At 51.7% G+C, this 14,912-nt stretch carries 17 protein-coding genes; 14 read left to right on the forward strand and 3 right to left on the reverse strand.

Annotated elements, in window-relative coordinates; translation table 11 throughout:
* Window positions 1-19 precede the first annotated feature (19 nt).
* Both ACOTY9_RS07815 and ACOTY9_RS07820 read right to left on the reverse strand, forming a co-directional pair.
* On the reverse strand, window positions 20-472 hold the full coding sequence (locus tag ACOTY9_RS07815; RefSeq protein ID WP_395291800.1) for a hypothetical protein: 453 nt from the start codon (window positions 470-472) through the stop codon (window positions 20-22).
* Complete coding sequence (locus ACOTY9_RS07820; protein WP_395291801.1) at window positions 472-741, reverse strand: transcriptional regulator; 270 nt, start codon at window positions 739-741, stop codon at window positions 472-474. The genes ACOTY9_RS07815 and ACOTY9_RS07820 overlap by 1 nt, the downstream gene beginning before the upstream one ends.
* A gap of 72 nt (window positions 742-813) precedes the next feature.
* Between ACOTY9_RS07820 and ACOTY9_RS07825 the strand changes: the two genes are divergently transcribed.
* The 10 genes from ACOTY9_RS07825 to ACOTY9_RS07870 all read left to right on the forward strand — a co-directional run bounded on the left by ACOTY9_RS07825 (window position 814) and on the right by ACOTY9_RS07870 (window position 9,509).
* A complete protein-coding gene (locus tag ACOTY9_RS07825; RefSeq protein WP_395291802.1) occupies window positions 814-1,305 on the forward strand; it encodes a helix-turn-helix domain-containing protein in 492 nt (163 codons plus the stop codon).
* A 339-nt stretch (window positions 1,306-1,644) separates the two neighbouring features.
* Entirely contained in the window at window positions 1,645-1,830 is a 186-nt protein-coding gene (locus ACOTY9_RS07830; protein ID WP_131774834.1) for a hypothetical protein, read from the forward strand.
* Between the two features lie 67 nt (window positions 1,831-1,897).
* On the forward strand, window positions 1,898-2,170 hold the full coding sequence (locus ACOTY9_RS07835) for a hypothetical protein (protein WP_421637331.1): 273 nt from the start codon (window positions 1,898-1,900) through the stop codon (window positions 2,168-2,170).
* 223 nt (window positions 2,171-2,393) lie between these two features.
* Window positions 2,394-4,298, forward strand: a complete 1,905-nt coding sequence (locus tag ACOTY9_RS07840) for an exodeoxyribonuclease VIII (RefSeq protein ID WP_421637332.1) — start codon at window positions 2,394-2,396, stop codon at window positions 4,296-4,298.
* Entirely contained in the window at window positions 4,285-4,524 is a 240-nt protein-coding gene (locus ACOTY9_RS07845; protein WP_010429806.1) for a DUF4060 family protein, read from the forward strand. The genes ACOTY9_RS07840 and ACOTY9_RS07845 overlap by 14 nt, the downstream gene beginning before the upstream one ends.
* 61 nt (window positions 4,525-4,585) lie before the next feature.
* Window positions 4,586-4,801 (forward strand): excisionase family protein, encoded by a 216-nt coding sequence (xisR, locus tag ACOTY9_RS07850; protein WP_010429804.1) that lies wholly within the window; start codon window positions 4,586-4,588, stop codon window positions 4,799-4,801.
* Window positions 4,801-6,087: an Arm DNA-binding domain-containing protein gene (locus tag ACOTY9_RS07855; RefSeq protein WP_421637333.1), complete on the forward strand. Its 1,287-nt coding sequence runs from the start codon at window positions 4,801-4,803 to the stop codon at window positions 6,085-6,087. Before xisR ends, ACOTY9_RS07855 begins: the two co-directional genes overlap by 1 nt.
* A gap of 73 nt (window positions 6,088-6,160) precedes the next feature.
* Window positions 6,161-6,832 carry a two-component system response regulator PhoP gene (gene phoP / locus ACOTY9_RS07860; RefSeq protein WP_014883420.1) on the forward strand — a complete coding sequence of 224 codons (672 nt, stop codon included), beginning with the start codon at window positions 6,161-6,163 and terminating at the stop codon, window positions 6,830-6,832.
* Window positions 6,833-8,296, forward strand: a complete 1,464-nt coding sequence (gene phoQ, locus ACOTY9_RS07865) for a two-component system sensor histidine kinase PhoQ (RefSeq protein ID WP_014883419.1) — start codon at window positions 6,833-6,835, stop codon at window positions 8,294-8,296. It begins immediately after the preceding gene.
* 91 nt (window positions 8,297-8,387) lie between these two features.
* Window positions 8,388-9,509 carry a cupin domain-containing protein gene (locus ACOTY9_RS07870; protein ID WP_014883418.1) on the forward strand — a complete coding sequence of 374 codons (1,122 nt, stop codon included), beginning with the start codon at window positions 8,388-8,390 and terminating at the stop codon, window positions 9,507-9,509.
* Between the two features lie 89 nt (window positions 9,510-9,598).
* On the opposite strand, the gene pepT is transcribed toward ACOTY9_RS07870, so the two are convergent.
* Window positions 9,599-10,822, reverse strand: coding sequence for a peptidase T (gene pepT, locus ACOTY9_RS07875; protein ID WP_014883416.1), 1,224 nt, complete (start codon window positions 10,820-10,822; stop codon window positions 9,599-9,601).
* A 237-nt stretch (window positions 10,823-11,059) separates the two neighbouring features.
* Between pepT and potA the strand changes: the two genes are divergently transcribed.
* Genes potA through potD form a run of 4 tightly spaced genes read left to right on the forward strand, consistent with a single transcriptional unit; the run spans window position 11,060 to window position 14,868 of the window.
* On the forward strand, window positions 11,060-12,208 hold the full coding sequence (gene potA, locus ACOTY9_RS07880) for a spermidine/putrescine ABC transporter ATP-binding protein PotA (protein WP_198923270.1): 1,149 nt from the start codon (window positions 11,060-11,062) through the stop codon (window positions 12,206-12,208).
* Window positions 12,192-13,049: a spermidine/putrescine ABC transporter permease PotB gene (gene potB, locus ACOTY9_RS07885; protein ID WP_014883414.1), complete on the forward strand. Its 858-nt coding sequence runs from the start codon at window positions 12,192-12,194 to the stop codon at window positions 13,047-13,049. The genes potA and potB overlap by 17 nt, the downstream gene beginning before the upstream one ends.
* Complete coding sequence (gene potC, locus ACOTY9_RS07890; protein ID WP_014883413.1) at window positions 13,046-13,837, forward strand: spermidine/putrescine ABC transporter permease PotC; 792 nt, start codon at window positions 13,046-13,048, stop codon at window positions 13,835-13,837. Before potB ends, potC begins: the two co-directional genes overlap by 4 nt.
* Entirely contained in the window at window positions 13,834-14,868 is a 1,035-nt protein-coding gene (potD, locus tag ACOTY9_RS07895; protein ID WP_348565626.1) for a spermidine/putrescine ABC transporter substrate-binding protein PotD, read from the forward strand. Before potC ends, potD begins: the two co-directional genes overlap by 4 nt.
* The last annotated feature ends 44 nt before the right edge of the window (window positions 14,869-14,912 follow it).

Genomic DNA, 14,912 nt, shown 5'->3' on the forward strand with positions numbered 1-14,912 from the left:
ACACCTCGATACAACTGAACTAGGCTACGTTCGAACAAGTCGAAACGAGCTTCACTTTGACGCCAACCAGCTGCGCCAGGGCGTCGATCGCTTCCAGAGTCTCGCGGCGGATTACCGGTTGTGGTTTGCCAGTGAAGACCGCATTGGTGGCTTCGATGCACTCTTTGTTCACCCTGGCCGCCCGGTAGTGCATGCAGTCCTTCTGCGCCAGCTCGTTATCAATGGCGGTACGGATGGCATAACTCAGCGCTTCAGCCTGTTTCAGGTAGTTCGGCGTATCGTTGCGGAACGCACGCTGAATAATCTGCTTGTTGTTGTGCAGCCGCCGCGCGTACTCATCCGGATCCGAAACGTCATCCAGTGGCTGGAGAAGATCGCCAAAGTGATGCGGGGTTATCAGCTGCGTCACCGTCTTCCAGCCCTTTTCCTGCGCCCAAGACTCCAGCTCACATGCCAGTTTTTTGATTTCCATCAGTCAGACTCCTTTTGCGCGTGTGGGATATCCTGAACAGGAATTCCACTGGTAGGGGTTGGATGCAAATCCGGACGTAACTCATGCGGGGTGACACTCCAGCCGCCAAATTCACAGAGCTTTATCACTCGCTCACTTGGAACTCGGTTTCGAATAATCCAGTTTGCAACTGACTGTGAGGACTTAAAGTTGAATTTTCGGGCAACGGCCGAAACCGAACCGATCGACCTCACTGCCTTTTCAGTTATGTTCTTGTATGAAGTAGTCATCGTGTTCTCCTGAATGAGCCAATGACTGCAATATACTACATAAAGTAGAATATACAACTACGAAAAATAGAAATGACTATGACCGCGCCGTGCCTTACTCTTCTACCTATGGTAGAAAAAGCGAATAAACATCAAGATTTCGCGAACCGGCTGACCGATGAAATGCGCAGACAGCGCCGTTCCGTAAAGGATTTAAGCCAGGCTTGCGATGTCACATACGAAATGGCTCGTCGTTATACGCTGGGCACGGCTAAGCCACGCGATGAGAAACTGCAGAAAATAGCTGACTGGCTGAATGTCCAAGCGGCATGGCTTGACTACGGCGAAGGTGAGAGTGCGCCAGCTAAGCTTCAGGACACTGAGTTTTCGGGCTTCCAGGCGACAGAGTCAGACACCGGCAGTGATGCGGAATTCAGAGAGTTAAGCGAAGACGAAAAACGACTAGTTCGTGTGTATCGACAGTTCCCAAGCGCTGAAGCTAAGAACATGCTACTTGCATTCGAAATGCGGTATAAACAGCTTTATGATTTCTTTCTGAAGTACGCCAACAACCCGCAGAAGTAAAAAAAGTCCCAAAGAACCCGGCCCATGCCGGGTTTTTTTACGCCTTCCAACACTACCATAAGTAGTTAACACCTCTTTGATTTCTACTTTTGGTGTTGACACATCTACTTTGTGTTGTATCCTCTACTCATCGAAGCACAACAGGTGCGACAGGTAAACGTTCCGCCTACCCGGCGATAAGGGTGATTCACAAAGCAAAGCAGCAAACAGGGGTTTGAGATGGAAAAAGCATACGAAGAGTATTTCAACAGTCTGGCGGAGGGTGAAGAAGCACTGTGCTTTACCGAGTTCGTCCAGGCAGTTTCATGAATGTGGCGTAAGCCAGTGGAGTGTTCCTATATGGATAAGACACAATTAACACCGGAACAACAAATTGCCTGGGCACAGGGAAAACTCGTAACTTCAGTATTTCTTCGTGATGTTGCTGGATGCCATGCCGCCTGGAAAGTATTACGGAAATACAGAAATTTCGTTGTGCATCGCCAACCTCACCAGGAATGGCGTAATAGTTTAAAAGCAATTTAGTTTTCTCAATTTAAAACCTATGCCTTAAACGGCAGGGATTCTCACATCCTGAGTCAAGGAGTTAAAAATGAAAGTGAGCGTTACAACCGTTGAACTGAATCTTGTTATCGTAAATAAAGAAATTGCCACCTTTAATATTAACGGTACCATTTCAGGTGTAGTTCATTTGCCTTCATCAGGTCCTGTAACCGTCGTGCTTGACAGTGGCTACGTGCTCGGTGAATTTCATTGCCCGGTTTGCGCTGTTAAGCACATTAGCTTGCTGTCTGTGAATTTCGCAGAAGCGCAGAACGCTTGTGGCATGTCTTATTACGATTACAAACGCCATCAACTTAACTGATATGAATGACGCCATTTGTCATTGCGCTGTTTGCTGCCAAGAATATAAGAAATCGGGAATGCATGAAAGGAAAACAGACATATACCCCTTTAAGCGCACGATTTATTTATGTGAGCAATGCAATGAAAAAAGAGAAAGGCGTAACGCGTTAAGAAATGTAAGGCGCGTTATTCAAAAACCATATCGATAAACATCACTTCCCCAAAAATTAATAGAGGTAATTATGTCTGTTGAATTAAAAGTTTTCGGCGGCGCTTATTTCCCGAAAGATAAAGCATTAAAAAAATGTCCGGATTTAAAACCGCTTGCCACTGCTGTTAATGCGACCACAAAAGCCATAGCTGAAGCCGTTATTTTTGGCAAGCTGGCAGCTGAACACCCGGAACACATTGATGATTTCTTCAAAGTTAAAATCTGGGAACACCGAGAAGGTTTACCCTGCCCTGAGCTTGATGTTTTCTCACCTGCCTTTTTCGATACCGTTGCTATATGGAATGTGAATGCAGGTGAGCCAGCTGCAGCGCCACAGCCAGAAATCAATGAAAAAGCAGACTGCGAGGACAACAAGGCACAGGAAGAAATTAAAACCGTTGCGCGTCTTGACCAGGCATCACGAGCAGCTTGTCTGGCACTGTTCGGGCCGGTCCCTGGAATCACTACGGCGCAGTTCGGCCAGATCGTAGACCTGATTAACGATGATGCTGGCAGCTTTACCCGCGAACTGGCAGAGGCACTGGCGAAAGAGACCCGTGCGCTGGCGCTGGCGCCGGAACGGCAGGAGCAGCTTCTCGCATGGGTACGTGAGAACACAAAAGATTCTGCGCAGTGGCCGGATATCAAAAAGCAGATCGCTAAATGGATCGATACCCCGGTAGATAAGCGACCTCAAACTGTTCGTACTACCACCGAAGAAAACCTCACAGACACTGGCTCCACTTTGGGCGGGGGAAATAAGACAGACCGAAGCCCGGATCTGGTACACAACCTCTCTACGCTCAAGATAGAGGTTGCTGTTGCGATTCTGAGCACCTTCGACGAAATCGATATTTACTCAATTCCAAACAAGTTTTTCATTCCCGCTAAGGCCATGGCCGAAGCTGAGCAGGACACCCGCTTCACAGCCTGGTGGAAAAAGCTGCGCGGTACCCCAGGCATTCTGGACTATTCACGCGCAGCCATTATCGCCCTGATTAAATCTGCTCAGGAAGACCTCTGGATGGATCCCGTCGCCTTGCGTGAGTACATCAATCGCGAGTTGGTTGAATCTGACCACGCGCACCCCGATCAGAAAACGATTGATAAGGCTTGCCGCCCAAAACCTCGCGCCAACCCTGAGGAAATCGAAAATGATAAAGCCAAACCGCCTGTATCTGGCGAAACTTTGCCACCAGCAGTTTGCCCTGGCAAAGCTGCGCAACTCGACAAAGAACTCAACGAGGCATTCGCTCAGTACTCCACACCTGAAAAGCAGGCTGGTGATCAGCCGCGGGTGGAGAATATGGGCGGCGGAGTCTTCTCAGTTGATACTCTGATAAACGCCACCTCCTCAAATGAAGTCGAAAAACAGGAAGTGCCTTCCGCGCTAAATGATCGCGAGATTGAAATCGCCCATGCATTAAACGAGCTGATGTCCGGGCGCACAAACATCGGTGACCAGGACGATATCGAAAATCTCACCGCCACCACGGGTAAAGACATCGAGCATATTTTCCCGTTACTGATTGCAGATATCACCACGACTGAATTCTCTCTGTCGCCTTATTTCAGTGATGATGAAGTACAAGACGTTGCTACTACGATTCTTGAACAGTGGTCTGACGATATCAGCGTTCGTCAGAAAATAGCCCTTGATGCGATTGTGGAATACCGCCGCCCTGAGCTGCCAAAACCTGTCGTGCTCGCTCCACCGACCGTTACTGCAAAGCCGAAAATCGAGTCCGAACCAGCACCTGAAACATACTCGCCGCTTTCGTCTGTTACCTACCTGCAACAGCTGACAATTGCAGCGCTGCAGGGCTTATGTTCCAACCCGGCTTATTGCAATCAGTATGAAGAGTTACCGGTTATGGCCGCCGGGCTTGCCCACAGCGTGATCAACCATCAGGAAGGATCCTGTGCGTCTGATTAACCGTAGCAAGGGAGACAGCATCGGCGGGCCAGCATGCGCCGCCGCGCTCAAATGCCATTTTGAGAAATATGGCGCGCATGGTCGCAGCGACAAGCAGACTTTTTACACCATCAAGTTCCAAGGGAGAAAAATTACGGTTGAGGTTGTTAACCGCCCCCGTAGTTACGTGGCCACGGCAATGACCGGTGCCAGGCATCTCCGGTGCCTCCCTGGCCTTGGTCGATGATTTTTGACAATCAATATACTATCTGCCGCTGCGGTATCGTGGCGGCGTCATGGAGTTAAGCATGGCGCAAATCATTTTTGATGAAGAGTGGATGGTGGCGGGAAAGCTAACTGAAAAAACGGGGCTGGATGACAGGCAAATAAAAGCTTATCGCCTCGGATGCTGGATTGAAGGGGTTCATTTTAAGCGAGTACCTGCGGTACCCGGCGGAGAAAGCAAACGCGCTTTGGTCTGGTACAACTTCCCGCTGATTAATAGATTTATTCAGGAAGCATGATGAACTTTCCAACCGGCGTTGAACTTCATAACGGAAAAATCAGGATCACTTTTACCTATCGCGGCATTCGCTGCCGCGAAGTTCTCCGTGGCTGGGTGGTTAACAGCAGCAACATCAAGAAGGCGGGAAACCTTCGCGCCGTCATCGTAAGTGAGATCCAGTTCGGCCAGTTCGATTACGCGGCGCGCTTCCCTGAATCAAAGGCTCTTAAAAAATTCTCATCAACTAAACGAATCGGCACATTCAACGATCTTTGTGAATTTTTTATAGATACTAAGGCGCTGGAAGTCTCAGAAGCTACATTGCATTCCATTGTCTCTGTGGTTAATACCCTTAAGCGTGTTGTGGGCGAAAACACTCGCCTGGTTGATATTCAGCATGCTGATGTTCTGAATTACCGCAAAGAGCTACTTACTGGGGAGGTTGTTAATCCTTCGATGCCCAATCGGAGCAAAAAAGGTCGCGCGCCTTCAACAGTCAATAAACAGATGGCTGTTTTATCAGAAATGCTGAAGCTTGCGAACAGAAGCCAGTTTATATTACACGCTCCTTATGAGGGAGTATCGAGGCTCAAGCTATCAAAGGCAGATCCTGATCCGCTTTTACTTCATGAGTATCATGCGTTAATTGCTCTCCTCCCTCGCAAGTGGGTTTTAATCATTATTGTGTCTGTCCATACAGGAATGAGGCCAGGTGAGGTTTGTGCTCTGGCATGGGATGATATCGACCTGAAGAAAGGTGAAATTCATGTATCCAGAAGCCTTACGAATAAAGGGTTGTTTGTGCCGCCCAAAACTGATGCCGGGATAAGAACGATCACTCTGCTGAAGCCTGCCCTTGATGCGTTGAAGGAGCAGTACGAAATCACCGGCAATAGTCCCAGGCAGCAAATCATCTTCCATCATCGGGAGCTTGGCAAAACCGAAACGCAAAATCTACGTTTCGTTTTTTCTCCTGAGAGGTGCACGTCGGGCAAGAACCGATATTTTTCGAAGAACTCGATTTCGTATGGGTGGAAACGGGGCACTAAACTATCCGGGATACGTGAAAGAAATCCCTATCAGTCCCGACACACATACGCCTGCTGGACGCTAATGGCCGGTGCTAATCCTTCCTTTATCGCCAGCCAGATGGGCCATGAGGACGCGCGTATGGTGTATGAGGTTTACTCGAAGTGGATCGGCGATATGAACCAGGATCAGGTCAACATGCTGAACAATCAGATGCCGACAGCTATGCCCCCAGGACGCCCCCAAGGTATTGGGAACATTAAAAAAGTCATTTAATTTCATGACGCTGGTTTCAAACTACATAATCAGCGTTAAACTATTCGTACTACATATTCTGGGAGAAAAGATGATGCGCGTACTGGTTGTTGAGGATAACGCATTGCTACGCCACCACCTGAAGGTTCAGCTTCAGGAGATGGGACATCAGGTGGACGATGCTGAAGATGCAAAAGAAGCCGATTATTATCTCAATGAACATCTGCCGGATATCGCCATTGTCGATTTAGGCTTGCCTGATGAAGACGGTCTGTCGTTAATTCGTCGCTGGCGCAGCCATGATGTTTCTCTCCCGGTGCTGGTTCTGACCGCCCGCGAAGGCTGGCAGGACAAAGTTGAAGTGCTCAGCGCCGGTGCGGATGATTACGTCACCAAGCCGTTCCATATTGAAGAAGTGGCTGCGCGAATGCAGGCGCTATTACGCCGCAACAGCGGGCTGGCTTCACAGGTTATCTCCATTCCGCCTTTCCAGGTGGATCTCTCCCGACGCGAGCTCTCGATTAACAATGAAGTGATCAAGCTGACTGCATTCGAATACACCATCATGGAAACGCTGATCCGTAACAGTGGCAAGGTTGTGAGCAAAGACTCCTTAATGCTCCAGCTCTACCCGGACGCGGAGCTGCGCGAGAGCCATACTATTGATGTGCTGATGGGGCGTTTGCGTAAGAAAATTCAGGCGCAGTACCCGCAGGATGTGATCACAACCGTCCGCGGCCAGGGCTACCTGTTTGAATTACGCTAAATGAGACAGATTTTGCGCCATATTCTGCCCCTCTCACTGCGGGTTCGTTTTTTGCTGGCAACGGCCGCAGTGGTGCTGGTGCTGTCGCTCTCCTACGGTATGGTCGCCCTGGTGGGTTACAGCGTCAGCTTCGATAAAACGACTTTTCGACTGTTACGTGGCGAAAGTAATCTGTTTTACACTCTGGCGAAATGGGAAAACAACCGTATCAGCGTTGAAATGCCCGAGAACCTGAATCAACAGAGCCCTACTTTAGCTCTGATTTACAACGAAAAAGGGAAGTTGCTGTGGGCGCAAAGAGATATTCCGTGGCTGGTTAAAAGCATTCGTCCGGAGTGGCTTAAAACCAATGGTTTTCATGAGATAGAAGCCGATCTTAACACCACCAGCTCGCTGATTCGCGAAGATCGCTCTATGCAGCAGAAACTCAATGAAATCCGCGAGGATGATGCCGAAACGGAGATGACGCACTCCGTGGCGATTAATATCTACCCGGCGACGATGAACATGCCGCAGTTGACCATTGTGGTGATCGACACCATTCCTGTCGAGCTCAAGCGCTCCTACAGGGTCTGGAGCTGGTTCGTTTATGTTCTGGCCGCTAACCTGCTGCTGGTAATCCCGCTGCTTTGGGTGGCGGCGTGGTGGAGCTTGCGCCCCATTGAATCCCTGGCGCGAGAGGTGCGCGAGCTTGAGGAACACCATCGCGAAAAACTCAATCCGGAAACCACCCGTGAGCTGACAAGTCTGGTACGTAATCTCAATCGCCTGCTGAAAAGTGAACGCGAACGCTATGATAAGTACCGTACAACCCTGACTGACCTCACTCACAGCCTGAAAACACCGCTGGCCGTGATGCAAAGTACCCTGCGTTCAATGCGCAGTTCAAAGCTGAGCGTTGATGATGCCGAGCCGGTGATGCTGGAGCAGATCAGTCGAATCTCACAGCAAATTGGCTATTACCTGCACCGCGCCAGTATGCGTTCCGGCAGCGCGCTTCTGAGCCGCGAGCTGCACCCGGTGGCACCGCTGCTGGATAATCTTACGTCCGCCCTCAACAAGGTGTACCAGCGTAAAGGGGTGAACATCAGCCTCGATATCTCGCCTGAGATAAGCTTTGTCGGCGAAAAGAATGACTTCATGGAAGTCATGGGCAACCTGCTGGATAACGCCTGTAAATACTGCCTGGAATTTGTGGAAGTGTCTGCGCGTCAGACGGATAACGAGTTACATATTATCGTTGAAGATGATGGCCCGGGGATCCCGCGCAATAAACGTGATGTGGTGTTCGATCGCGGCCAGCGCGCCGATACGCTGCGCCCTGGCCAGGGGGTGGGGTTAGCCGTCGCACGTGAAATTGTCGACCAGTACGATGGAAAAATTGAAACCAGCGAAAGTTTGCTGGGCGGCGCCAGAATGGAAGTGATTTTTGGTCGCCAGCAGCCCACATCGAACGATAGTTAACCCGTTATGTGAAAAATGCGAGGATCTCGCAGCCGGGGGGCTGAGCTTCCGTTATAATCCGTGTCAGTAAGAACCTGCGGAATAAAAAAATATGGATTATCACTTAACGCTTAACTGGCCCGAGTTTATTGAACGTTACTGGCAAAAACGCCCGGTGGTTCTGAAACGTGGGTTCAGCAACTTTGTCGACCCTATCTCGCCTGACGAACTGGCCGGTCTGGCCATGGAAAACGAAGTCGACAGCCGCCTGGTCAGTCACCAGGACGGGAAATGGCAGGTCAGTCACGGTCCTTTCGAAAGCTATGATCATCTCGGTGAAAACAACTGGTCGCTGCTGGTGCAGGCCGTCAACCACTGGCACGAACCCACTGCCGCGCTAATGCGCCCGTTCCGCGCCCTGCCCGACTGGCGGATGGACGATCTGATGATCTCCTTCTCCGTTCCGGGTGGCGGCGTGGGTCCGCACCTGGACCAGTACGACGTGTTTATTATTCAGGGTACGGGTCGCCGCCGCTGGCGCGTGGGCGAGAAAGTGCCGATGAAACAGCACTGTCCGCATCCGGACCTGCTTCAGGTGGATCCGTTTGAAGGGATTATTGATGAAGAGCTGGAGCCAGGCGATATTCTCTACATTCCGCCTGGGTTCCCGCATGAGGGTTACTCCCTGGAAAACTCGCTCAACTACTCGGTTGGGTTCCGCGCACCAAGCGGTCGCGAGATGATCAGCGGCTTTGCCGACTATGTTCTGCAACGCGAGCTGGGCAGCTATCGCTACAGCGATCCGGATGTGCCTGCGCGCGAACATCCGGCAGATATTCTGCCTGCAGAGCTGGACAAGCTGCGCGGTATGATGCTGGATCTGATCAACGAGCCGGAACATTTCAGACAGTGGTTTGGCGAGTTTATTAGCCAGTCCCGCCACGAGCTGGACGTGGCGCCTCCGGAGCCGCCTTATCAGGCTGACGAGATTTATGATGCCCTTCAGCAGGGCGACAAGCTGGTTCGTCTGGGCGGGTTGCGCGTGCTGCGCATCGGTGAAGAGGTCTTCGTCAATGGCGAGAAGCTGGATTCCCCGCACCGTCCTGCACTGGAAGCGATTGCCAGCCATATGGTTCTGACTGCTGAAACCTTTGGCGATGCGCTGGAAGATCCCTCATTCCTCGCCATGCTGGCCGCGCTGGTTAACAGCGGGTATTGGTTTTTTGAGGATTGAGTCTTGAGATGTGCCGGGTGGCGGCTTCGCCTTACCCGGCCTACATTTCGATCGTAGGCCCGGTAAGCGCAGCGCCACCGGGCAATGTCTCACCGCTTCGCGGTTAACTCCGCTATGCGCACAATCACCTTCACCGCTTTTTCCATTCCTTCCAGCGTCACAAACTCATGCTTGCCGTGGTAGTTGTAGCCACCGGTAAACAGGTTCGGGCACGGCAATCCCATAAATGACAGCTGTGAACCGTCGGTACCGCCACGAATCGGTTTTAAGATCGGTTCAATATCGCAGTCGCGCATTGCCTGCCGGGCGATATCAATTATGTGCGGATGCGCCATCACCTTCTCACGCATATTGTAATAGCTGTCTTCGATGATGAGTTCAATGTAGCAGTCAGGATGCAGCCCTTTGCCTACCTTTTTGGCGATCTCCATCATCTTACGCTTGCGCGCTTCAAAAGCTTTACGGTCAAAATCGCGCACGATGTAGTGCATCTGGGCGCTATCCACGGTGCCCTTAATGCTGGTCAGGTGATAGAAACCTTCATACCCGTCTGTCATCTCCGGGCTCTCTTGCGCCGGGACTTCAGCATGAATACGCGACGCCAGCGACAGCGCATTCACCATCACCCCTTTGGCTGAGCCGGGGTGAACGTTGTTCCCGACAATTTTAATGGTCACCGAAGCGGCGTTAAAGTTTTCATACTCCAGCTCGCCCACGCCACCGCCATCGACGGTGTAGGCCCACTGCGCGTTAAAAGCCTCCACATCGAAATGTTTCGCGCCTTTCCCCACCTCTTCGTCCGGCGTGAAAGCAACCCGGATATCCCCGTGCGGAATGTTTTTGCCTTTCAGCACCGCCAGCGCCGTCATGATCTCCGCGATCCCCGCCTTATCATCTGCGCCCAGCAGCGTTTTCCCGTCGGTGGTGATGAGCGTCTGACCGAGCAGCTGATGCAGGACCGGGAACATCACGGGAGAGAGCACTTCGTCGCCAATGCCCAGCGCAATATCACCGCCGCGGTAGTTTTCAACAATCTGCGGGTTCACATGTTTACCGCTAAAATCCGGAGAGGTGTCGACATGGGAGATAAAGCCAATCGCCGGGATATCACCCGGGACATTCGCCGGCAGCGTGCCCATCACAGTGCCCTTTTCGCTTAACGTGACGTTAACCAGCCCCATGGCGTCGAGCTGCTCTTTAAGCAGGTTTAATAACTTCCACTGGCCTTCGGTGCTTGGCACCTGGCGGACACCCGGTTTAGATTGGGTATCCAGCGAAACGTACTGTAAAAAACGCTCAAGTAATTTATCCATGCAGTCACCCTCACTTTTTGTGACAACATTATCAATAAGCATCAAAACGCAAATATTGCGTCAGGTCACTTTTATCCCGCAAACGAGAATATTTTCCGTTTATATCGTTCTGCGTTAGTAAATGTAGCTTATGAATCAGTGACAAGGATTGGCGATTCCCGAGGTTTGCCGTAGAATGTCCGCCCTCATTACGAGTCACCAAGGTGGTTACACACAAACCCCGCTTCGGCCTGCTGCCTGAGGCGTCTATATGGGACAGTGCAAAAATTGAATACACAACCCCGTTCTCGTTCACCGCTGGTGCAACTTGAACGAATTCGTAAAAGTTTTGATGGCAAAGAGGTCATTTCCGACCTCAATCTGACCATCAATGACGGCGAGTTTCTTACGCTGCTTGGCCCCTCCGGCTGCGGCAAGACAACCGTACTGCGCCTTATCGCCGGGCTGGAAAGCGTCGATAATGGCCACATCCATCTTGAGAACCAGGACATAACCCAGGTTCCTGCCGAAGATCGCCACGTCAATACCGTCTTTCAGAGCTATGCCCTGTTCCCGCACATGACCGTGTTTGAGAACGTGGCGTTTGGCCTGCGGATGCAAAAAACGCCGGCCAGCGAGATCCCCCCGCGCGTCACGGAAGCCCTGCGGATGGTGCAGTTGGACGAGTTTGCTCAGCGAAAACCCCACCAGCTCTCCGGCGGTCAGCAGCAGCGCGTGGCCATTGCCCGCGCCGTGGTCAATAAACCGCGCCTGCTTCTGTTAGATGAGTCGCTTTCCGCGCTGGACTACAAACTGCGCAAGCAGATGCAGAACGAGCTGAAGGCGCTACAGCGCAAGCTTGGCATCACCTTTGTCTTCGTCACCCACGACCAGGAAGAGGCGCTGACCATGTCAGACCGTATTGTGGTGATGCGCGATGGCAAAATAGAGCAGGACGGCACGCCGCGTGAAATTTACGAAGAGCCGAAAAACCTGTTTGTTGCCAGCTTCATTGGCGAAATCAATATCTTTAATGCCACGGTGATTGAACGTCTGGACGATCGGCGCGTGCGCGCGAACGTGGAAGGACGTGAATGCAATATCACCGTGAACTTCGCCGTCGAGAAGGGACAAAAACTCAACGTCCTGCTGCGTCCTGAAGATCTGCGTGTCGATGAAATTCACGGTAATACCGAAGCCGAAGGGCTTATCGGCTATATCCGCGAGCGCAATTACAAAGGGATGACGCTGGAGTCCGTCGTCGAACTGGAAAATGGCAAAATGGTAATGGTCAGCGAATTCTTTAACGAGGACGATCCTGACTTCGACCACTCTCTCGACCAGAAAATGGTTATCAACTGGGTAGAAAGCTGGGAGGTTGTACTGGCTGATGAAGAACACAAGTAAATTCCAGAAGGTTGTGATTACCACTATCGTCGGTTGGCTTGTGTTATTTGTCTTTTTACCCAACCTGATGATCATCGCCACAAGCTTTCTGACCCGCGACGATGCCCACTTCGTTAAGCTGGTCTTTACGCTGGATAACTACGCGCGCCTGCTCGACCCGCTCTATTTTGACGTGCTTCTGCACTCGCTGAATATGGCGCTGATTGCTACCGTAGCCTGCCTGCTACTGGGGTATCCTTTCGCATGGTTCCTGGCCGGGCTGCCACAAAAGGTGCGCCCGCTGTTGCTGTTTCTGTTGATTGTGCCGTTCTGGACCAACTCGCTGATTCGCATCTACGGGTTAAAAATCTTCCTGAGCACCAAAGGCTACCTCAACGCGTTTCTGCTGTGGCTGGGGGTGATCGATACCCCTGTACGCATCATGTTTACTCCGGGTGCGGTGATTATTGGCCTTGTCTATATTCTGCTGCCGTTTATGGTGATGCCGCTCTACTCCAGCATCGAGAAGCTCGATAAACCGCTGCTGGAAGCGGCAAAAGATCTGGGTGCTAACAAGCTGCAAACCTTTATCCGCATTATCATTCCACTGACCATGCCCGGCATTATCGCCGGTTGTCTGCTGGTGATGCTCCCGGCAATGGGGCTGTTCTACGTTTCAGATCTCATGGGCGGGGCAAAAAACCTGCTGATTGGTAACGTGATCAAGAGCCAGTTCCTGAACATCCGCGACTGGCCGTTCGGATCCGCGACCAGCATTACGCTGACGGTGGTAATGGGGCTGATGCTGCTGGTCTACTGGCGCGCCTCACGGTTGCTGAATAAGAAGGTGGAACTCGAATGATCGGTCGACTGCTTCGCGGCGGTTTTATGACCGCCATTTACGCTTACCTTTATATTCCGATTATCATTTTGATCGTGAATTCGTTTAACAGTTCACGCTTCGGCATCAACTGGCAGGGCTTTACCACCAACTGGTACAGCCTGCTGATGAATAATGACAGTCTGCTGCAGGCCGCTCAGCACTCGCTGACGATGGCGATTTTCTCCGCCACCTTCGCCACGCTGATCGGTTCCCTCACCGCGGTGGCATTGTATCGCTATCGCTTTCGCGGTAAGCCGTTCGTCAGCGGCATGCTGTTTGTGGTAATGATGTCGCCGGATATCGTGATGGCGATTTCGCTGCTGGTGCTGTTTATGCTGCTGGGCATTCAGCTTGGCTTCTGGTCGCTGCTGTTTTCCCACATCACCTTCTGCCTGCCGTTTGTGGTGGTCACCGTCTTTGCACGTCTGAAAGGGTTTGACGTGCGTATGCTTGAGGCGGCGAAAGATCTGGGGGCCAGCGAGATGACCATCCTGCGCAAAATCATTCTGCCGCTTGCGATGCCCGCGGTAGCCGCAGGATGGCTACTCAGCTTTACGCTGTCGATGGATGACGTGGTTGTTTCTTCGTTCGTGACCGGGCCGAGTTACGAAATCCTGCCACTGAAGATCTATTCGATGGTTAAAGTCGGCGTCTCACCTGAAGTGAACGCGCTGGCGACCATTCTGTTGGTGTTTTCGCTGGTTCTGGTGATTGCCAGCCAGATTATTGCTCGTGATAAAACAAAATCTCAGGGGACAATGAAATGAAAAAAATGCTCGCCGCTGCGGCAATGGTACTTGGCATGGGTGCCGCGCACGCTGATGACGGTAAAACGCTCTACTTCTATAACTGGACCGAGTATGTGCCACCGGGCCTGCTGGAACAGTTTACGAAAGAGACGGGCATCAAGGTCATCTACTCGACCTACGAGTCGAATGAAACCATGTATGCCAAGCTCAAAACCTACAAGGACGGCGCATATGATCTGGTGGTGCCGTCTACCTACTTTGTCGACAAAATGCGCAAAGAGGGCATGATTCAGAAGATCGATAAAACGAAGCTCACTCACTTCAACAATCTCGATCCGGAGATGCTCAACAAGCCGTTTGACCCGAATAACGACTACTCCATTCCTTACATCTGGGGCGCAACCGCAATTGGTGTCAACAGCGAGGCTATCGATCCGAAAACCGTTACAAGCTGGGCCGATCTGTGGAAACCGGAATACAAAGGCAGCCTGCTGTTAACCGACGACGCGCGCGAAGTGTTCCAGGTAGCGCTGCGTAAGCTCGGCTACTCCGGCAATACGACGGACCCAAAAGAGATTGAAGCGGCCTATAACGAGCTGAAAAAGCTGATGCCTAACGTGGCGGCATTTAACTCTGATAACCCGGCAAACCCGTATATGGAAGGCGAAGTGAATCTGGGCATGGTGTGGAACGGCTCCGCGTATGTTGCCCGTCAGGCCGGTACGCCGCTGGAGGTAGTGTGGCCGAAAGAAGGCGGGATCTTCTGGATGGATAGCCTCGCGATCCCTGCCAATGCCAAAAACGTGGAGGGTGCGCTGAAGCTGATTAACTTCCTGCTGCGCCCGGACGTGGCGAAGCAGGTTGCCGAAACGATTGGCTACCCGACACCGAACCTCGCGGCACGCAAGCTGCTGAAGCCTGAAGTGGCTAACGATAAGTCACTCTATCCGGATGCCGACACCATCAGCAAAGGGGAATGGCAGAACGACGTTGGTGACGCCAGCCGCCTCTACGAAGAGTATTACCAGAAACTAAAAGCGGGCCGATAAACGGCATCGCGCGATTCCTCACGCCGTGCTAACGGCGTGAGGAA

It is taken from the genome of Enterobacter cloacae complex sp. SHL012 (genome assembly GCF_049237505.1).
GTDB lineage: Bacteria > Pseudomonadota > Gammaproteobacteria > Enterobacterales > Enterobacteriaceae > Enterobacter > Enterobacter kobei.